We start from the raw sequence: 18520 nt of genomic DNA, 5'->3' as shown, positions 1-18520 counted from the left end.
TCGGCATAATCACAAACCCAGCGTAACCTGCGGAGTATTTCATGGATGCCCTGACGCTTTTGTCCGCGCGCCGTTCCGTTTCCCGCCTGGAAGGGCCGGAGCCTTCCGAATCCCAGTGCCGTACCCTGTACCGCGCTGCCCTGCGTGCGCCGGATCACGGCGCGTTACGGCCCTGGCACTTTATTGAAATCAAGGGAGAGGGCGCCTGTGGCCGGCTGGGTGATCTGTTTGCCGACGCAGAGCAGCACGATACCCCCGACGCTACCCCTCGGCGGCTGGAAGGAACCCGTGCCAAGGCGCTCCGCGCGCCGCTGATCGTGGTCGTGGTGGCCCGTGTGCAGCCTGGCCAGCCAAAAATCCCGGACCAGGAGCAGGTCATCTCCGCAGGATGCGCGGCCCATGCCATGCTGTACGCCGCGCATGCCCAGGGGCTGGGTGCGATATGGCGTACCGGCCCGTTGGCTGCTCATCCTGTCGTACGACGCGGTCTGGGCGTGCGGGAACACGACGTAATCGTCGGATTCTTGTATATCGGCCACCCTGCAGGGCCGATCAAGCCGGTAGACGATCCTGACCCGATGGATTTTGTCGAGCGCTGGCCGGGCTGACAGGATTTATCCTTGCAATTTAAAAGTTTGGGCGATATTATGTGCGCCGTTCTGAACGACGCGAGTCGCTTCAGGCGAACAATGCGGAGGGGTGTCCGAGTGGTCGAAGGAGCACGCCTGGAAAGTGTGTAAGTCGCAAGGCTTCGAGGGTTCGAATCCCTCCCCCTCCGCCACGAATCTGAAAACCAGCCTTTACGGCTGGTTTTTTCGTTTCTGGCCATACATATCCTTCTCCCCTCACTATCAATTCTCTCCAATGTGCTGCGCTCTTGGGCTGCGCATCTCGCAAGCCACTTTCCAAACTTCCCGTCTTCTTTGTTTTCATGCGTCAAATGGTGCTGATATGGAAAACTGGCCTGTTGACCAGCTTGATCCCGTCATGACATTGCTCACGATGACCAGATATCGCCCAGCACGCCGCGTGTGGCAGCGATAACCGGCTCATCGCGCCGCTCCTTGAGCCATACGAAACTCAGTGCACAGGGCAGGCTAATCCCCTTGGCAATGACGAGGCCCCGCTCCTGGCGTTCCTGCAGGGCATTGGAATCACGCGCCAGAGCCAGACCGACACCTGCCCGTACCAGATCAATCATGCAGGGTTCCTGATCGACCTGAGCCACGCGATTCGGCGTGAGGCCGTGTGCCAGCATTCGTTGCGTCAGCAGTCTGTAGTGAACAGAACGGGGCGGGGTCACGATCCAGGGCAGGGCGGCCAGGGAAGGCCAGTCGGTTCGTGTCAGGCGTGTTGACCAGCCGGCCGGCGCGATGACGTTGTAGTCGAAATGCGTCAGCTCGATCATCTCCACCACCGGTGCTCCTTCCCCTGTGTTCGGCATCTGGCCCGGTGATTCCAGATAAAAGCCGACATCCAGTTCGCGTCGCAGCAATGAGTCGAGCACAAAACCGCTGGTGCCGTGATGCAATTCCGTTTCTACCTGGGGGATTCGCTGTACCAGTCGGTGCAGCAGGGCACCCAGACGAATGAATTCCGGATCGACGATGGTGCCGATGCGCAGTCGTCCGCGTAGCGTGTGATGCATTGACTGAGCGCTGATCTTGAAGGCCTGCAGTGACGCCAGCGCTGCTTCCGCAGAGGGCAGCAGGGCGTGGCCGTCGGACGTCAGCGTGAGGCCCTGGGCATGGCGCTGGAACAGCGTGAGGTTCAGGGTTTCCTGCAACTGCTTGAGTTTGAGGCTGACCGCCGGTTGAGTCAGGTGCAGCGCTTCGGCAGCCCGAGACACGCTGCCCTGGTGGGCCACGGCCACAAACGCGCGCAGTGCCTTCAGATCATGCATGGCTATCTCCTCTGGAATGATGACGGCGGCAACCGACAGGATATTAGTAAATATTATATCGTGTTTTTGGCTTTCTCAATTGATTCCACACGGCCTTGAGTTAGGTTGTTGGCTACCAGGCCCGGCAGCACGGGCGATTCAGTGTGCAGTGCAACATGAAGCGAGAGGCAGACATGACGACCGAGAGCATCGAGCATTATATCAATGGCTATAAGACTAAAGGCGAATCCGATCGGTATCAGGACGTCACCAACCCGGCTACAGGCCAGGTGACCGGTCGGGTGGCCCTGGCCTCCGACGCGGACGTGGACAGTGCCGTGGCCGCTGCCAAGGCTGCCTTTCCTTCCTGGGCCGATACGCCGGCGATTCGCCGGGCGCGAGTGATGTTCAAGTTTCTCGAGCTGCTGAATACACACAAGGACGAGCTGGCAGAGGCCATCACCCGTGAGCATGGCAAGGTGTTTACCGATGCCCAGGGTGAAGTGGCGCGTGGCATTGATATCGTCGAGTTCTCCTGTGGTATTCCGCAATTGCTCAAGGGTGACTACACCGAGCAGGTCAGCCGAGGGATCGATAACTGGACAACTCGTCAGCCTCTGGGCGTCGTTGCAGGTATTACGCCGTTCAATTTCCCGGTGATGGTGCCCATGTGGATGGTTCCGGTCGCAATCGCTGCCGGCAACAGCTTTGTACTCAAGCCGAGCCCGCTGGATCCCAGCGCATCGCTGATGATCGCTGATCTGCTCAAGCAGGCCGGTTTGCCGGATGGCGTCTTCAACGTAGTCCAGGGCGACAAGGATTCAGTGGAAGCGTTGATCGATCATCCTGACGTCATGGCGTTGTCTTTCGTCGGTTCCACGCCCATCGCCAATTCAATCTACGAACGCGGCGCGCGCAATGGCAAGCGCGTCCAGGCATTGGGTGGCGCCAAGAACCACATGGTCGTGATGCCGGATGCCAACCTGGACAAGGCCGTCGACGCCTTGATTGGTGCCGCTTATGGCTCCGCTGGCGAGCGCTGCATGGCGATCAGCGTAGCGGTGCTGGTTGGCGACGTGGCCGACAAGATCGTGCCGCGGCTGGCTGAGCGGGCGCGTGATCTGAAGGTCAAGAATGGCCTGGAACTTGATGCCGAGATGGGCCCCATCGTTACTGCTCAGGCGCATCAGCGCATTACCGGTTACATCGAGAAGGGTGTGGCCGAAGGCGCCGAGATGATCGTCGATGGTCGCGATTTTGATACGGCCACTACCGGCGAGGGGTGCACCGAGGGCTTCTGGATGGGCGGTACCCTGTTCGATCATGTGACGCCCGAGATGACCATTTACCAGGAAGAGATCTTCGGGCCGGTACTGGCCTGTGTGCGTGTGCCGGACGTGGCCACCGCCATTCAGCTGATCAACGATCATGAGTTCGGTAACGGCGTCAGCTGCTTTACCGAGAGCGGCAGCGTGGCTCGCGAATTCGGTCGGCGTATTCAGGTCGGCATGGTGGGTATCAACGTGCCGATCCCGGTTCCCATGGCCTGGCACGGCTTCGGTGGCTGGAAGCGTTCGATGTTCGGCGATACCCATGCCTATGGCGAAGAAGGGGTGCGTTTCTACACCAAGCAGAAGTCGATCATGCAGCGCTGGTCGGATTCCATTGATGCGGGCGCCGAGTTCGCCATGCCAACGGCCAAATAATTCCTCCTTCCACTGACTGACGGATATGCCGGCTGCGACGAACGCCTTTGGGGCAGGCGCGCCGGCATACTCCGCGAGAGCACGCCATGGCTGATCAGACCAACACTACTCATGCCTTCGATTATATCGTGGTGGGCGCCGGTACCGCCGGCTGCCTGCTCGCCAATCGACTCAGTGCGAACCCGGTGAATCGGGTGCTGCTGATCGAGGCTGGCGGTCGTGACAATTATCACTGGATTCACATTCCGGTGGGTTACCTGTACTGCATCAATAACCCGCGGACCGACTGGCGATTCCGTACCGAGCCCGATCCCGGCCTGAATGGCCGCTCGCTGATCTACCCGCGGGGCAAGATCCTCGGTGGCTGTTCCAGCATCAATGGCATGCTTTATCTGCGTGGTCAGGCCCGGGACTATAATGGCTGGGCCGAGATGACCGGTGATGATGCATGGCGCTGGGACAACTGCCTGCCGGACTTCATGAAGCACGAAGATCATTATCGTCTGGATGACGGGGGTGATGCCGATGCCGATCACCATAAATTCCATGGTCATGGTGGTGAGTGGCGCATCGAGAGGCAACGCCTGAAGTGGCAGGTGCTGGCGGACTTCGCCACTGCCGCGGTAGAGGCTGGCGTTCCCCGTACCCGCGATTTCAATCGCGGTGATAACGAAGGGGTGGACGCTTTTGAAGTCAATCAGCGCTCTGGCTGGCGGTGGAATGCCTCCAAGGCATTCCTGCGGGGGGTTACGCAGCGCAATAATCTGACGGTCTGGCACTCGACCCAGGTGCTCAAGCTCGATTTTGAATCGGGCGAGGGAGGGGAGCCCCGCTGTTCTGGTGCCACGGTCGAGCGTGACGGGAAGGAGGTCGTGGTAACGGCCCGCCGTGAGGTAGTGCTCTCCGCCGGTGCCATTGGGTCGCCACAACTGCTGCAGGTCTCCGGCATTGGACCAGCATCGCTGCTCGCTGAGCACGATATTTCTGTGGTATCGGATTTGCCCGGCGTGGGCGAAAACCTGCAGGACCACCTGCAGATTCGTTCGATCTACAAGGTCAAGGGCGCCAAGACACTCAACACCATGGCCAACTCGCTGATGGGCAAGGCAAAAATCGGGCTGGAATACGCGTTGAAACGCTCCGGGCCGATGAGTATGGCACCGTCTCAGCTATGTATCTTTACTCGAAGTTCAAAGGACTACGAGCAACCCAATCTCGAATATCACGTTCAGCCGCTGAGTCTCGAGGCCTTCGGACAGCCCTTGCATGATTTCCCGGCCATCACGGCGAGTGTGTGCAACCTCAACCCGACCAGCCGGGGCACGGTACGTATCAAGAGCCGCGACCCTCGTCAGCCACCAGCCATCTCTCCCAATTACCTGAGCACGCCCGAGGATCGCCAGGTGGCTGCCGACTCGCTGCGCGTCACGCGCCACATCGCCTCTCAGCCGGCCTTCGCCAAATATGAACCCGAGGAGTTCAAGCCAGGGGTTCAGTATCAAAGCGATGATGATCTTACCCGGCTGGCCGGGGACATCGGTACCACCATCTTCCATCCGGTAGGTACTGCCAAAATGGGGCGTGACGATGATCCCATGGCGGTGGTGGATTCTCACCTTCGAGTCAGGGGCGTCTCCGGCCTGCGTGTGGTAGATGCCAGCATCATGCCGACCATCACCAGCGGTAACACCAACTCGCCGACGTTGATGATCGCCGAGAAGGCAGCAGGCTGGATTCTGGCGTCACACTAAATTCTACAGGAATTGGGGAGAACACCGATGGTCACCTCAGCGCAAACGGAGCTCAAGAAGGGTCCACTTGACGGGATTACCGTGCTTGACTTTTCCCGGGTGCTTGCCGGGCCCTATTGCACCATGGTGCTGGCCGATCTCGGAGCCCGTGTCATCAAGGTCGAAAGAATCGGAACCGGTGATGATACACGGGAATTCGGACCGTTCGTCGAAGGCGAAAGCGCGTATTTCAGCTGCTTCAACCGGAACAAGGAAAGCATCGTTCTGGATATCAAGTCGCCTCGCGATCGTGAGCTGCTGGAACGTTTGCTGGACGAGTCCGATGTACTGGTGGAAAACTTTCGGCCCGGCGTGATGGATCGCCTGGGGTACGGGCCTGAGCGTCTCGCCAGGACGCACCCACATCTGATCTATTCTTCGATCTCCGGGTTCGGTCATACCGGCCCCTTCAGCGAGTTGCCCGGTTACGACATGGTTGTGCAGGCCATGGGCGGCATCATGAGCCTGACAGGATGGCCCGACGGCGAGCCCTCACGGGTGGGAACCAGCTTTGGCGATCTGAGTGCGGCGCTCTTTGCCGCGGTCGGTATCGTTGCGGCTCTTTATAGCCGAACCAGGGATGCTCAGGGCACTCGCATCGATATCGGCATGCTTGATTGCCAGGCAGCATTGATGGAGACCGCATTGGCTCGCTATGACGTTGAGGGGAAAGTCCCGAACCGGACCGGTGATAGCCACCCCTCCCTGGCGCCCTTCGAAAGCTTCAACGCCAAGGATGGCAAGCTCGTTATCGCCGCCGGCAACGATACCCTGTTCCTCCTGATGGCCGATGCCATCGGGGCGGCCAGACTTGCCCTTGATCCCCGCTTCCTAAGTAACGACCTGCGATGCCGGAATCGCCCCGAACTGGTCGCTGAAATGGAGAAGATCCTGCTGGAGCAGCCCGTGCAGCATTGGGTGGATCTGCTCAACGAGGAGGGGGTGCCCTGTTCACCAATCAATACCATCGACAAGCTGTTCGATCATCCGCAACTACAGGCGCGCAACATGATCGTTCAGGTTGAGGGTAGCGCCGGCAAGCCCTTCAGGACAGCGGGTAATCCCATCAAGATGACCGGGCGCGAGGATTTCGACCGTCACGTTCCCTCAAGGGCACCGGGGCTCGGACAACATCGAGAAGCCATTCTGGCTGAACTGATGGCACGCAAGCGTTCCTATCACCTGCCAACGGCGTCGGAAGAGCGTGATGCGGCGTTCCAGGCGTCTGATGTGGATCTCTCATGGCAAACATTTTATCCCGCGGGATCCCCTGAATCTGGCGCCAGACGTTCAGATGGAGGGGTAGCCGGGGCAGCGGCTCAGACGTCATCCGCTGCGCGACAGCTCGATCCGACCGAGTAGCGTGCCTGTGTTGATCTGGCGTGATTCCTCAGGTCGGTGAAAGAGGGCGTCAGGGAGAATCAGTGCACGTTCACATGGAAACAGGCATGTCTGCTCCCTGCCGGATGGGCGCATGAGCCAAGGAGCTGCCTGAAAAAAATCAGTGGGTTACCAGGAATAAACGGGAGTTGGAAGATGAACAAGACAGCGGAACGCCAGCCACAATCGAAACCCGACGAGTCCCCTTCTTCTGATGCGCAGGCCGATACCGGCCCGGAGATGATCATCGTTGAGCGGCGCGAGCGGGTCGGGCTCATCATCCTGAATCGTCCACGGAATCTGAATGCGCTCAATCGGCAACTGGCCGAGGAAACACTTGCCGTGCTGCGTGATATGGACGCTGATCCGGATATTGGTGCAATCGTGATCACCGGCAGTCCGAGAGCCTTCGCGGCCGGTGCGGATATCGAGGAGATGGCCGAGAAGCCCTTCACCGACTTTTACATGGATGACTTTCTGTCGCCCTGGGATCAGGTGCGTCAGATTTCAAAGCCGATCATTGCCGCGGTCGGCGGGTTTGCGCTTGGTGGCGGGTGTGAGCTCGCCTTGTTGTGTGACCTGATCATCGCCTCGGATGACGCTCAGTTCGGTCAGCCGGAAATCAAGCTGGGCATCTTGCCTGGCATTGGCGGCTCGCAGCGCCTGGCCCGTTCGATCGGTAAGGCGATGACGATGGATCTGGTACTGACCGGTCGCAATATCGGTGCCCGGGAAGCGAAGGAAATCGGTCTGGTTGCCCGGGTGGTACCGAAAGAGGAGCTGATGCAACACGCGCTCGAGGCAGCCCATACCATTGCCGGCTATAACGCACCGGCCGTGAAGATGGCCAAGGTAGCCGTCAATGCGGCCTTCGAGACGCCCCTTGCCGAAGGGTTGCGTCAGGAGCGTCTGCTGTTTCAGGCGGCGTTCGCCACCGAGGGGCAGAAGGAGGGCATGAGCGCTTTCGTCAAGAAGCGCGCGCCGGTTTTTCGCCATCGCTAGATAAAGGCGCTTGTAGTTTCCACCGCTTAAACCTGAAAGAAAAAGTTCAATAACTAATAGGGTTACCCAATGAGCACACCAACAACATCGGATGACAGCCTCGACTTGAGGGTCTTTATACCCTCTGTCCTGGTTATTGTGGGGCTGGTAGTCCCGCTGATCATGTTCCCGGAATCGGGGACTGCTCTGGTCAATACGGCCTTCGCATTTGCTACCGGAAAATTCGGCTGGCTTTACATGATCGCCGGGCTGAGTGTCGTTCTATTTCTTGTCGGGCTGGCGTTCAGCCGGTATGGCAATGTGCGTCTGGGTGGGCCGGATGACACGCCTGAGTTTTCGTATTTCAGCTGGGTGGCGATGATCTTTGCCGGTGGCATCGGTATTGCGATCGTCAACTGGGCATGGGTCGAGCCCATTTACTACTTTACAAGCCCGCCCTTTGACATAGAGCCCTCAAGTAATGCTGCGGCTGAATGGGCCCTTACCTACGGTCAGTTCCACTGGGGATTCACGCCCTGGGCATTTTATTGCCTGCCTGCCATTCCCATTGCCTATTCGATGTATGTCCACAATCGCCCCGGCGTCCGGCTGTCCGTGGCCTCCCGAGGCGTTCTGGGTCGTCATTCCGATGGATGGATCGGATCGATTCTTGATGCAGTTGTCGTGTTCGGTATCGTCGGTGGTGTAGGTACGTCACTGGGTCTTGCGGTACCGCTGGTGTCTCGACTGGTCAGCGGGCTGTTTGGTGTCGAACCGTCATTCATGCTCGATGTCGGCGTGTTGCTGGTCTGGACCGCCATTTTCTCTGCCAGTGTCTGGTTCGGGCTGGCGAAGGGCATTCGTATCCTGTCCGATATCAATGTCTGGCTGGCCATCTTTCTGCTCGCATTCACCTTCATCGTCGGGGATTCGCTGTTCATGATTGAAGGGTGGGTGAACAGTCTTGGCAAGATGACCTCTCACTTCGTGGAAATGAGCCTCTGGACCGATCCGGTTGGTGGTTCAACCTTCTGGAAGGACTGGACGGTCTTTTATTGGGCCTGGTGGATTGCCTACGCACCCATGATGGGTCTGTTTGTGGCTCGTATCTCTCGAGGACGTACCATACGTGAGCTCATCATTGCGGAAATGGTATTCGGTGCACTGGGTTGCTGGGTCTTCTTCGCCATCTGGGGCGGTTATGCGCTCGAACTGCAGATCAGTGGGGCCCTGAATGTGGCAGGCATCCTCGATGAAGGCGGTATACCGGCAGCCGTAGAGGCCATTCTCAATACGCTGCCCTTCTCGCAGGTGGTCACGGGGCTATTCATCCTGCTTTGTTTCATCTTCCTGGCAACTACCCTGGACAGCTCTGCCTACGTTCTGGCGTCGGTTACGTCTCGTAAACTGTCCGGCTATCAGGAGCCCAGGCGCTCCATTCGCCTGACCTGGGCCTTCCTGATTGCGGGGGTCGGGGTAGCCCTGATTCAGCTGGGTGGTCTCAAGGCCGTCCAGACGTCAACCATCGTGGTGGCCCTGCCCATGATCCCGGTGCTGGGTATTCTGACCTGGTCGCTTATCCGCTGGTTGCGTCAGGACTTCGCCAAGAAGGTTCTGGAGCCTCATCTGGTCATTGACGATCAACGCAAGTAATTGATCCTGTCAGGAGGCCGTAAGGCCTCCTGATGTTCCAAACAAGTAACATATCGGCGTGATAAGGAAACTCATAATGGCATTAAATCCCCATTCAAACCTGCCATTGAAAGATGTCAAGGTTATCGACTTTGGTCAGTTCATTGCTGGCCCCGCGGTGGCGATGATCCTGGCAGATCTGGGTGCTACGGTCGTCCACGTCGATCCCCCAAAGGGACCGCTTTGGACATCACCTGCCAATGCGACGCTCAATCGCAACAAGCTGATCGTGTCCATCGACCTCAAGCAACAGGAGGGCCGTGAGCAGGCTCTGGCGTTGATCGAGGAAGCCGATATTGTCATCGAGAGTTTTCGTCCCGGCGTGATGGCGCGTCTCGGCATCGACTTCACGGCGTTGCGTGAGGAGCGCCCGGAGCTGATCACCCTGTCGATTCCCGGCTTTGCCTCCAATGATGAGCTGCGCCGTGACTGGCATGCCTTCGAAAGCGTCATTGCGGCCAATTCCGGCGTTTTCACGGATATGGGGCTCAACCGGGTACTGATGGGAATCAATCCGTCATTTTCACCGCTGCCGCTGGGTTCTGCCTACGGCACCATGCTGGCGGCGTCTTCGGTGGTACTGGCGCTACAGGCGCGTGAACGCACGGGGCTGGGGGATGAAATCGAAGTGCCGCTGGTCTGCGCTCTGATGGAGGGCCTTACCTACAACTCGATCAGGATCGACGGCCTGCCGGAGCGCTACAAGACGCAGCGCGAGAAGGAGATCGAGCGCCGGCGCATCGAAGGTCTGCCCATGAACCTCAGCTACGATGAGCTTCAGGAGCTGCTGGACCCCTTTTATCGCAGCTACAAGTGCAAGGATGGGCGCATGTTCTATGTGGTCTGTCCAAGCCACAATCAGCATGCCAAGCGTTGTCTGAAGGTACTGGGTATCTATGATGAACTGGTTGCCGAGGGCATGAACGAGGAACCGGATACCTATCGTCCGGTCAGCGAATGGGCATCCGACATGTCACTGGGGGTCTACCCTCTGCCCAAGCATTGGGCCGATCATATCGCCGCCCGGATGAAAGAGGTCTTCATTACCCGAACGTCCAAGGAGTGGGAAAAGATCTTTGGCCGCGGCAAGTTTCCCGGTGCTCCGCAGCGCTGGTTGCAGGAGTGGATCCACGATGACCATGCCGAAACGTCCGGCCTGATGGTCGAGGTGGACGACCCGGAATTCGGCGTCATGACCCAGCCTGGCCCCATGGTGTGGTTGCAGGGCAGCAGTGCGGAGATGCTGTCGCCTGCACCACGCCGCTGGGTCAACTATCAGGAAGCGTTGAACGCTCTGCTTCGGATCGAGACCAAACTGCCAAGGGTGCGTGCCAAGAATGCTCGCGATGGCTGGCTTGAGGGGGTTCGGGTTCTTGATCTGTGCAACGTGATCGCCGGGCCGCATTCCGTGGCTTATCTGGCTCGCTTCGGAGCGGAAATCATCAAGATCGATCCAGCCAAGCCCTTTTATGACTGCTGGAACACGGTCATCTTCGGTTTGTCTCACATGCGCTCCAAGCGATCCGTGCTGACCGATGTCACGCAGCCACGAGGACGCGAGATTCTCGAGGAGCTCATCCGCCAGAGCGATGTGGTGGTCTGGAATGCCACCGACAAGCAGGTGAGCCGCATGGGATTGACCGAAGAAGGCATGAAGCGTTTGAATCCCCAGGCCATTTTCTGTCAACTGGACTGTTTCAGCGGTGTACTGCCCGGCCCACGGACCAATTACCTCGGTTACGACGATCTGGTGCAGGCGACCACCGGCATCATGCTGCGCTTTGGCGGCAGCATGGACACGCCTGAAGAGCACGCTCACGTTGGCACCATTGATGTCATGTGTGGTTTCGGCGCTTCGCTCGGTATAGCGACAGCGCTGTATCAAAAGCTCAAGACCGGCAGGGTGGATCGGGTGAAGACCTCGCTGTCCGCCCTGAGCGGTCTGGCTCAGATGCCATTCTGTTACGACTATGAGCGTCGCGGGCTCTTTGATGAGCCGGCAGGGCGGGAAGTCAATGGCTACGATGATCTGTCACGTTTCTATTCAGCATCTGATGGCATCCTGCTGATCAGCGCCTATGAGCAGGAACTGCACAAGTTCGCCAATGTCGAGGGCCTGGAAGGGCTGGCCGAGGTGCCGGCAAGCGAACGCGCCGCTTTTCTGGCCCCCCGGTTTGTGACCATGCGCGCCCTGGACTGGGTAGAGCGGTTGCAGGCCGCCGATATCGCTGCGGCCGTGTGTGAAAACCTCGAAACGCTTCGCTCCTACAATGCCCATCCGGCAGATGAGCATGCCACGGGCATCGATCGGGGCAGCTATTCCTTTTCTGTCTACGAGGACCATCCCAGCGGGCATGTGATTACACAGCTTGATCCCTATGCGATTCGCCCGAGGCGGGGAAGGATCTATCCCATGGTGCCTTCTGAAAAGTACGGAGCGTCGACCCGAAGTGTCCTTGAGGAGCTCGGCCACTCAGCTGATGACATCGACCGCTTGATTGAAGACGGCGTTGTATCGGAAAGCTGGAGCCGTGAGTACCTGCCAAGCTGAGGTCCGCCCCGTTTACCGGGGCGATATCAGGCTTCGCAGTGTGTTCAGGACAATATTTCTGTATTGTTGAGAGTTAATGAAAACCAGCCTTTCATGGCTGGTTTTTTCGTGTCAGGCCAGAGGGTTTCAATCGCCGTTGAGGTACAGGATCTCCTTTCAACGAGCCGGTGGCGTTTGGTTCGCCGTCATGGTCCTGTCCACAAGGCCCGCGGGGTAGTATGAGGAGGGCGTTCGCGGGCCAGCCACTGGCGTACCAGTACAAACACCAGTATCGCTTCGGCCAGTTCTCCGCCGTAGAACATCCACTGGGCGGCCTGGGTGATGTCCTGTACCGTGGCGCCTGGCATGGCCGGGGCCTGAATGAAGTACATCCATTTTCCCAGTACGGCATGGCATGCCATGGCGATGACAAGAACGATCAGTCGAGCAGGAAGGGCGGGACGATAGGGTGCCGGGTCCGGCCCGGCCACGGCCCAGGTAAACAGGCAGCCGGCGGCCATAAAATGAAAATGAACCAGAAGTGCCAGTGCCGGTGAGTGAAGCTGGGCCACGTACAGGCCGGTGAGGTACAGCATGGCCATACCGCCGATATTGAATATTACACTGGTTATCGGGTGACTCCAGAGTCGGACGGCAGGGTGGCCAAGCAAGGCGACGAGCCCTCGGGCGCCCCGTGTCGGCAGGGTCTTGAGCAACAATGTCATGGGGCAGGCGAACACCAGCGCGACAGGCGCATACATGCCGATCATCAAATGCTGGATCATGTGGGCCCGCAGATCATGGTGAGCCAGATGCATCACGATGGGCGACAGGCCCAGTTCGATCAGAACAATGCCTGAAATGAACAGGGCCGTGCGATAACCGGGCCAGGACTGTCCGCGCTGCTTTTGTTGCCATACACCGAGCACATACGCGCACCCCACCAGCGCAGTGAGCAACCTCAGTGCCATCATGACAGCTGAGTGCTGGCCTGCCCGCGCCGGGCTCGCTGAAGCAGCACATAACCGACGGCCAGAAGGGCGATACCTGCGCCGTTCCAGGCCAGGTCGTACACAATCAGGTTGTCGACATAGCGTACCTGATGCAGCCCCAGCAGCTTGTGATCCACAATGCCATCGAATACCTGAAAGCCGCCCATGCCAAGCAGAAATCCCGGGCCACGATAGCCAGGCGCATGATGGTGGGTTTCGTGAAGTCTGAGCATCATCGCCGCCCCGGTTACAAGCAATACCAGCTCCATGGTATGCAGCACGCCATCCGAAATGATGGCTGCAACGGTGCTGTCGCTCTCCACGAAGTGATGCCAGACCAGTAACTGGTGGAAGATGATTTCATCAATGGCCGCCATGAAACCGATGCCCAGTAGTATGGCGGCCAGCAGGGTACGTCGAACATCAGGAGCAGGTGCGGTCATGCGTCATATCCTTTGACGGATGAGTAAATGTTTCCAAAGCATAGACGACTTGACAGGGGGGGCGGAGTGGGGAGAGCGACGGTCGATACGTTGCTCGTTACGCGTCCGGAAATACGACTGTCTGCCTGAAAGGTTGCGCTGGCATTGATGTGGAAGTATTCACGGGGTTGATAATCCTCTGCCCCCGGCAGATGCCGGGGGCAGAGGGTGTACTTCAGGCTTGTGAGGAGTAGGTGGTTCTGGTACCGCGTTTTGGTTTGAGGAACCGTGCACGCAGCCTGTCTCGCATTCGATTGACCAGACGTGTCTGAAACAGGGCGCTTGCTACGATCACCACTGCCAGATAGATCGGGTATACCCATAGGCTTCTTTCTTCCTGAGTTGCCAGATGGGGCAGCATGCCGAGAGTGGCATCCGTTGTAATGATGTCGAACAGGGCGTAGCTCGCCTTTTCAATTTTTGATGCCATCATGGACAGCGGAATATGCAGTGCAAAGATCGACAGCGAGGCGATGCCCAGGCGGGCAGCAACGCCTGCGCTCCATGTGCGAGGGTCAAGTCGACTGCGCGCACAGAGCATGACCAGCAGCAGTTGAGCCGGCAGTAACAGGCCATTATGAACCAGGTAATACCACTGGCCGCCGACGAACTGGTACAGCATGGCCGTGGCCCAAAGGCACAGCAGGATGAATCCGATTGACCACCATTTGCCGGTATGTCCGGTGAGGGCAGCCAGCCATGCGGGCTTCAGATCATACACCCGGTACAGCACGATACCTGCAAGAAATTCCGGCAGCCGCAGCAGCGGATTGCGATGCATCATGCCGTGGGCGATGGGGGTGACGGTGTCGCTGAAAAACATGTACAGCGAGGGGGTCAGATAGAGTAGGCACAGTACGGTCAGCAGCAGAGCGGGCCGATATGTAGCGCGCAGCCTGGGTGCCAGATAGGGAAAGGTAATATAAAAGAACAGCAGGGCGGAAAGTGACCATGCCGGCTGATTGAAGACGGTATATAGCGGATTCCATGCCTGTAGCAGCGAGAGGTTGAGCCCCAGGTTGACCAGCCACCCTGTTGTATCAAGGGCGTAGGCCTGCGTCTCGGGCGCATTCATGTGCCAGCCGTTGACATTGTGGTCTACCATCACGGTGCCCATCGAGCCCGAGGCTGTGAGCGCCAGGGGGATGGCCAGCAGCAGGGCCAGTATATGGATCGGGTAGAGAGAGCTTAACCGTTTAATGAAAAAGCTCTTTTTATTGATCTCGGCGCGTCGGCCCGGCCCCAGGTATACGTGCGTCAATAGAAAGCCCGACAGCACGAAAAATGTACTGGTCGAGAAAAAGCCGAGGCTTAACAGGCTATGTACCATGGGAAGCGCCTGTACTTCCGGATAATTTTTCAGCGTATGAAACATTACCAGATAGATGGCCAGTGCGAAGCGCAGCCAGTCCAGCGCTACAAATGTCTCCCTGGATGGTGTTGCCATGGTGCGGTCCCTCTCATCACTGTCTTGTGTCACGATTGACTTGGGTCGAGGATGAGGCAGTAAGACGACTGAAGCTGTGCTCAAGTGATTTCATTTGGTTACCTTAAGATTTTTCAAAGTTACATTTTCAAAGTATCCCTGCCTTTTTGCTGTAAAAGAAAGTTGCTTCGGTATTAGCCGGTATTTCGCTCTTTTTGCTAGAATCCTTCCCAGATTACCGGGCCCTCTGGTCTGAGCCATTATGCATGCTGTGCAAGCAAGGAGCGTTTTCGTGAAAATAGGGATTATCGGGCTGGGTCGAATGGGGGCAAACATTGCCCGTCGCTTGATGGATGCCGACCATGAGTGTGTCGTCTTTGATGCCAGTGCCGAGGCGGTCAGCACATTGTCTGACGAAGGTGCGCAGGGGGTTGGATCTCTGGATGAGCTGATTGACGCGTTGCCTGCGCCCCGTGTCATCTGGCTGATGCTGCCGGCCGGCGATATTACGGAACAGACGGTCGAGACGCTGCGAGGCAAGCTTGGCAGCGATGACACCCTGATCGACGGCGGCAATGCAAACTTCAAGGATGATGTGCGTCGCGCCGAAAAACTGGCCGAGCAGGGTATCCACTATGTAGATGTGGGTGTGTCCGGTGGCGTATGGGGACGAGAACGTGGTTATTGCCTGATGATCGGTGGTGAACAACCGGTCGTTGAAAAGCTGGATCCGATCTTTGAAACGCTGGCTCCTGGCAAGGGGGATATCGACAAGACCCCATCTCGTGCCACGCGCGATCCGCGTGTTGAGCAGGGCTATATGTATTGCGGGCCGAATGGCTCGGGCCATTTCGTAAAAATGGTACACAACGGCATTGAATACGGCATGATGCAGGCGTTTGCCGAAGGGTTTGATATCCTGAAGAACCGTAACAAGGAAGAGCTGCCCGAGAACATGCGCTACGACATCGAGCTGGCGGATGTTGCCGAGCTGTGGCGTCGTGGCAGCGTGATTTCATCCTGGTTGCTGGATCTGACCTCCATTGCGCTGGCCGAAGATAATGACCTTGAAGGGTATAGCGGCAAGGTCAACGATTCAGGTGAAGGGCGCTGGACCATCGAGGCGGCCATCGAGGAAGCAGTACCAGCCAATGTGCTGTCTGCGGCGCTATTCACGCGGTTCCGTTCCCGTAGCGATAATACGTATGGTGAAAAGCTGTTGTCAGCGATGCGCAAGCAGTTTGGTGGCCATGTCGAGACGCCGCCTGATCCGAAGAAATAAACGGATAAGCAGGTTGCAGCGCCGCACACGATGCGGCGCTGCTGTATCAGGACGATATTTTTTCAAGTAATGAGGCCGGGCAGTGATGGTTAAAGCGATAACGACATGACAGAAGCGCGCGACATTATAGTGATTGGTGCAGGTGCGGCCGGGCTGATGTGTGCGGCGGCGGCGGCCTATCGTGGGCATCATGTGCAGCTGCTTGACCATGCAAACAAGGCGGCCAAAAAAATCCTGATGTCCGGGGGCGGTCGATGTAATTTCACCAACCTGAATTCGACGCCGGCAGATTTCTTTTCCGACAACCCCTATTTCTGTATTTCGGCCTTGAAACGCTATACACCACGCGACTTTCTGGAGCTGGTAGAGCGCCATGGTATTTCGTATGTCGAGAAAGAGCCTGGTCAGCTTTTTTGCGAGGAGTCGAGCAGGGATATTGCCAACATGTTACTGACCGAGTGTGAGTGGGCAGGGGTGACCCTGTCGCTCTCGACCACCATTGCCTCGGTAACGGCTTGGGAGCAGGGCGGCTATCGGCTGGAAACGTCTCGCGGAAGCATCGAGGCTGATGCTGTCGTCGTGGCAACCGGCGGCTTGTCGATCCCGACGATGGGGGCGACCGGATTTGGATACGACCTGGCGCGCCAGTTTGGCGTTAATGTACTGCCGGTGCGGGCTGCCCTGGTGCCCTTCACTTTCAGTGGTGAGTGGAAAACGCGCTTCTCCGGCTTGTCCGGATTGGCCGTGCCTGTTGAGGCTCGTTGTGGTGACGGCTGCTATCGGGAACCGGTGCTGATGACTCACCGTGGGCTTTCCGGTCCCTCCATGCTGAAGCTGTCCACGCACTGGCGTGAGGGAGAGGACATTGTCATCGACTGGTTTGCCGGTCAGGATGTTCTTGAGCTGCTAAAGCAGGCGCGAGCAGAGACACCTCGCCGGCAGCTTCAGACCTGGTTGAAGGCATTCTTGCCTCATCGGCTGGCAGCAGCGTTCAGTGACTGGTATGACATGGGAGGCACTCTGGCAGCCCTTTCCAATGCGCAGTGCCTGCAGATCAGTCAGCACCTCTCGGCCATGTTCCTCAAACCGTCGGGCACGGAAGGGTGGCGTACTGCAGAGGTAACGCTGGGCGGTGTGGATACCCGTGAGGTATCCTCAAAGACATTCGAAGCGGTCAATCAGCCGGGGCTTTATTTCATAGGTGAGGTGCTGGACGTCACCGGACAGCTGGGAGGTCACAACTTCCAGTGGGCATGGGCCAGTGGTGTCGCCTGCGGACGGGCTTTATAAGGGGGCGGGCGCATGGCCTGAAAGAGGCGCGCCCCGCCTAGCGGGACAGCAACCCCTTGACGCGCTTGAACATGGTGTAAGCCAGAATACCCTTGCGCAGATGCCTTGCGATACCCTTGCGCTCATGACGCCTGTTGCGTCGGGCCCGCCATGCAGTCGCAAGGCTTGCCCCTGTCAGTAGTACACCCTTGTAGCGGGCTATCTTCTGCCATCCCCTGTCCATCGGGGCTGTCGCTTCCAGCCAGTCCCGTGCACTGTGGCTTATATCAAGCCGATCCTGGATGACCTGGTGTTCCAGTTGGGCACGGCGAATTTCCAGCTCACGAAGTTTCACGATGCTGCTCCAGATGCTGTCGGTCTTCGCTGAACTGACTCAGCGTCGATTTCAGCAGGCTTGGGCGTCGTGCGATGGCTCGAACGCGCCATGCCAGTAGAAGGCCCAGAGCGATCAGAATGCCGGAGGCTATGCCCATGGCCATCAGTCTGTGATCTTCCCAGAACATGACCACAATCAGCAGCATCAGCATACCGATGCCGAATGCGATCAGCAGCATGGCGATGCCTGCAAGAATGAGCATCAGCATCAGGCGTGAACGTTCTTCCTCAAGCTCTACAACAAAAAGACGCAGGCGAGTTTCGCCTGCGTTGATCATCGAGCTTATGACGTTACGCGATGCGCCGAAAAGGCGCTCGAAAGGTCCGTCATTCTGTGGCATCAGCGACGTCCGAGCAGCAACCCGAGAACCACACCGGCGCCTGCAGCAAGACCGACGCTGGCCCACGGATTTTCATGGACATAGTTATCAGCGCAGTCGAATTTCTCGAGCGCCTGTTCCCGTACGTATTCGCCTTTTTCACTCAGACGACTCTTGACTGCTGCCAGGCGCTGTTCAGCCTGCTCGCGTACGCGAGAAACATTCTCTCGAGAATCATCCGCGGTAGCCTGCATCAGTTCTTCAACGGTGCTTGAAAGCTGGCGAAGATCATCATAAAGCTGTTCCTTGCTCACATTACGAGCTTGATCCTGCGGTTCAATAGGCTGCATGGCCATGTAGCGTCCTCCGGTGATTTAGGGTGTTCAACTCCA

16 protein-coding genes and 1 tRNA gene are annotated in these 18520 nt (G+C 58.0%); 10 read left to right on the top strand and 7 right to left on the bottom strand.

Features of this window, described 5'->3' with window-relative positions; translation table 11 throughout:
- Positions 1 to 41: 41 nt before the first annotated feature.
- On the top strand, positions 42 to 608 hold the full coding sequence (locus tag OQ287_RS10280; protein WP_265896374.1) for a nitroreductase family protein: 567 nt from the start codon (positions 42 to 44) through the stop codon (positions 606 to 608).
- A gap of 85 nt (positions 609 to 693) precedes the next feature.
- Positions 694 to 781: transfer RNA gene (locus tag OQ287_RS10275), tRNA-Ser, on the top strand.
- 216 nt (positions 782 to 997) lie between these two features.
- On the opposite strand, the gene OQ287_RS10270 is transcribed toward OQ287_RS10275, so the two are convergent.
- Positions 998 to 1903, bottom strand: coding sequence for a LysR family transcriptional regulator (locus OQ287_RS10270; protein WP_250939457.1), 906 nt, complete (start codon positions 1901 to 1903; stop codon positions 998 to 1000).
- 173 nt (positions 1904 to 2076) lie between these two features.
- Here OQ287_RS10270 and OQ287_RS10265 point away from each other — a divergent pair, with 173 nt between their 5' ends.
- The 6 genes from OQ287_RS10265 (at position 2077) to OQ287_RS10240 (ending at position 11982) form a co-directional block, all read left to right on the top strand.
- Entirely contained in the window at positions 2077 to 3588 is a 1512-nt protein-coding gene (locus OQ287_RS10265) for a CoA-acylating methylmalonate-semialdehyde dehydrogenase (protein ID WP_265896373.1), read from the top strand.
- An 86-nt stretch (positions 3589 to 3674) separates the two neighbouring features.
- Entirely contained in the window at positions 3675 to 5339 is a 1665-nt protein-coding gene (locus OQ287_RS10260; protein ID WP_265896372.1) for a GMC family oxidoreductase, read from the top strand.
- A gap of 27 nt (positions 5340 to 5366) precedes the next feature.
- Entirely contained in the window at positions 5367 to 6740 is a 1374-nt protein-coding gene (locus OQ287_RS10255) for a CaiB/BaiF CoA transferase family protein (RefSeq protein ID WP_265896371.1), read from the top strand.
- A 174-nt stretch (positions 6741 to 6914) separates the two neighbouring features.
- Positions 6915 to 7760, top strand: a complete 846-nt coding sequence (locus OQ287_RS10250; RefSeq protein ID WP_407658247.1) for an enoyl-CoA hydratase-related protein — start codon at positions 6915 to 6917, stop codon at positions 7758 to 7760.
- Positions 7761 to 7829: 69 nt separating this feature from the next.
- Positions 7830 to 9392 carry a BCCT family transporter gene (locus OQ287_RS10245; RefSeq protein WP_250939449.1) on the top strand — a complete coding sequence of 521 codons (1563 nt, stop codon included), beginning with the start codon at positions 7830 to 7832 and terminating at the stop codon, positions 9390 to 9392.
- Positions 9393 to 9468: 76 nt separating this feature from the next.
- Positions 9469 to 11982, top strand: a complete 2514-nt coding sequence (locus OQ287_RS10240; protein WP_265896370.1) for a CaiB/BaiF CoA-transferase family protein — start codon at positions 9469 to 9471, stop codon at positions 11980 to 11982.
- Positions 11983 to 12167: 185 nt separating this feature from the next.
- Here OQ287_RS10240 and OQ287_RS10235 read toward each other — a convergent pair whose 3' ends face one another.
- The 3 genes from OQ287_RS10235 to OQ287_RS10225 all read right to left on the bottom strand — a co-directional run bounded on the left by OQ287_RS10235 (position 12168) and on the right by OQ287_RS10225 (position 14882).
- Positions 12168 to 12935, bottom strand: a complete 768-nt coding sequence (locus OQ287_RS10235; protein ID WP_250939445.1) for a cytochrome c oxidase assembly protein — start codon at positions 12933 to 12935, stop codon at positions 12168 to 12170.
- Entirely contained in the window at positions 12932 to 13396 is a 465-nt protein-coding gene (locus tag OQ287_RS10230) for a DUF2243 domain-containing protein (RefSeq protein ID WP_250939443.1), read from the bottom strand. The genes OQ287_RS10235 and OQ287_RS10230 overlap by 4 nt, the downstream gene beginning before the upstream one ends.
- Positions 13397 to 13610: 214 nt before the next feature.
- On the bottom strand, positions 13611 to 14882 hold the full coding sequence (locus OQ287_RS10225) for an acyltransferase family protein (protein WP_265896369.1): 1272 nt from the start codon (positions 14880 to 14882) through the stop codon (positions 13611 to 13613).
- A 271-nt stretch (positions 14883 to 15153) separates the two neighbouring features.
- Here OQ287_RS10225 and gnd point away from each other — a divergent pair, with 271 nt between their 5' ends.
- Both gnd and OQ287_RS10215 read left to right on the top strand, forming a co-directional pair.
- Positions 15154 to 16143: a phosphogluconate dehydrogenase (NAD(+)-dependent, decarboxylating) gene (gene gnd, locus OQ287_RS10220; protein WP_250939439.1), complete on the top strand. Its 990-nt coding sequence runs from the start codon at positions 15154 to 15156 to the stop codon at positions 16141 to 16143.
- Positions 16144 to 16248: 105 nt separating this feature from the next.
- Positions 16249 to 17433, top strand: coding sequence for a BaiN/RdsA family NAD(P)/FAD-dependent oxidoreductase (locus OQ287_RS10215; protein ID WP_265896368.1), 1185 nt, complete (start codon positions 16249 to 16251; stop codon positions 17431 to 17433).
- Between the two features lie 37 nt (positions 17434 to 17470).
- Here OQ287_RS10215 and OQ287_RS10210 read toward each other — a convergent pair whose 3' ends face one another.
- Genes OQ287_RS10210 through OQ287_RS10200 form a run of 3 tightly spaced genes read right to left on the bottom strand, consistent with a single transcriptional unit; the run spans position 17471 to position 18484 of the window.
- Positions 17471 to 17767, bottom strand: coding sequence for a YqjK family protein (locus tag OQ287_RS10210; RefSeq protein WP_250939435.1), 297 nt, complete (start codon positions 17765 to 17767; stop codon positions 17471 to 17473).
- Positions 17754 to 18149 carry a phage holin family protein gene (locus tag OQ287_RS10205; RefSeq protein WP_250939433.1) on the bottom strand — a complete coding sequence of 132 codons (396 nt, stop codon included), beginning with the start codon at positions 18147 to 18149 and terminating at the stop codon, positions 17754 to 17756. The genes OQ287_RS10210 and OQ287_RS10205 overlap by 14 nt, the downstream gene beginning before the upstream one ends.
- On the bottom strand, positions 18149 to 18484 hold the full coding sequence (locus OQ287_RS10200) for a DUF883 family protein (RefSeq protein WP_250939431.1): 336 nt from the start codon (positions 18482 to 18484) through the stop codon (positions 18149 to 18151). Before OQ287_RS10200 ends, OQ287_RS10205 begins: the two co-directional genes overlap by 1 nt.
- Positions 18485 to 18520: the final 36 nt, after the last annotated feature.

This window comes from Larsenimonas rhizosphaerae (assembly GCF_026240105.1).
Lineage (GTDB): Bacteria > Pseudomonadota > Gammaproteobacteria > Pseudomonadales > Halomonadaceae > Larsenimonas > Larsenimonas rhizosphaerae.
The sequence above is the reverse complement of the archived record's forward strand: the minus strand, read 5'-3'. Positions and strand labels throughout refer to the sequence as shown.

Coding starts and splice junctions, on each gene's coding strand:
- OQ287_RS10215 (WP_265896368.1), top strand. CDS start 16,249: ATGACAGAAGCGCGCGACATTATAGTGATTGGTGCAGGTGCGGCCGGG.
- OQ287_RS10250 (WP_407658247.1), top strand. CDS start 6,915: ATGAACAAGACAGCGGAACGCCAGCCACAATCGAAACCCGACGAGTCC.
- OQ287_RS10245 (WP_250939449.1), top strand. CDS start 7,830: ATGAGCACACCAACAACATCGGATGACAGCCTCGACTTGAGGGTCTTT.
- OQ287_RS10200 (WP_250939431.1), bottom strand. CDS start 18,484: ATGGCCATGCAGCCTATTGAACCGCAGGATCAAGCTCGTAATGTGAGC.
- OQ287_RS10235 (WP_250939445.1), bottom strand. CDS start 12,935: ATGATGGCACTGAGGTTGCTCACTGCGCTGGTGGGGTGCGCGTATGTG.
- OQ287_RS10280 (WP_265896374.1), top strand. CDS start 42: ATGGATGCCCTGACGCTTTTGTCCGCGCGCCGTTCCGTTTCCCGCCTG.
- OQ287_RS10265 (WP_265896373.1), top strand. CDS start 2,077: ATGACGACCGAGAGCATCGAGCATTATATCAATGGCTATAAGACTAAA.
- OQ287_RS10260 (WP_265896372.1), top strand. CDS start 3,675: ATGGCTGATCAGACCAACACTACTCATGCCTTCGATTATATCGTGGTG.
- OQ287_RS10205 (WP_250939433.1), bottom strand. CDS start 18,149: ATGCCACAGAATGACGGACCTTTCGAGCGCCTTTTCGGCGCATCGCGT.
- OQ287_RS10270 (WP_250939457.1), bottom strand. CDS start 1,903: ATGCATGATCTGAAGGCACTGCGCGCGTTTGTGGCCGTGGCCCACCAG.
- OQ287_RS10230 (WP_250939443.1), bottom strand. CDS start 13,396: ATGACCGCACCTGCTCCTGATGTTCGACGTACCCTGCTGGCCGCCATA.
- OQ287_RS10255 (WP_265896371.1), top strand. CDS start 5,367: ATGGTCACCTCAGCGCAAACGGAGCTCAAGAAGGGTCCACTTGACGGG.
- OQ287_RS10225 (WP_265896369.1), bottom strand. CDS start 14,882: ATGGCAACACCATCCAGGGAGACATTTGTAGCGCTGGACTGGCTGCGC.
- OQ287_RS10240 (WP_265896370.1), top strand. CDS start 9,469: ATGGCATTAAATCCCCATTCAAACCTGCCATTGAAAGATGTCAAGGTT.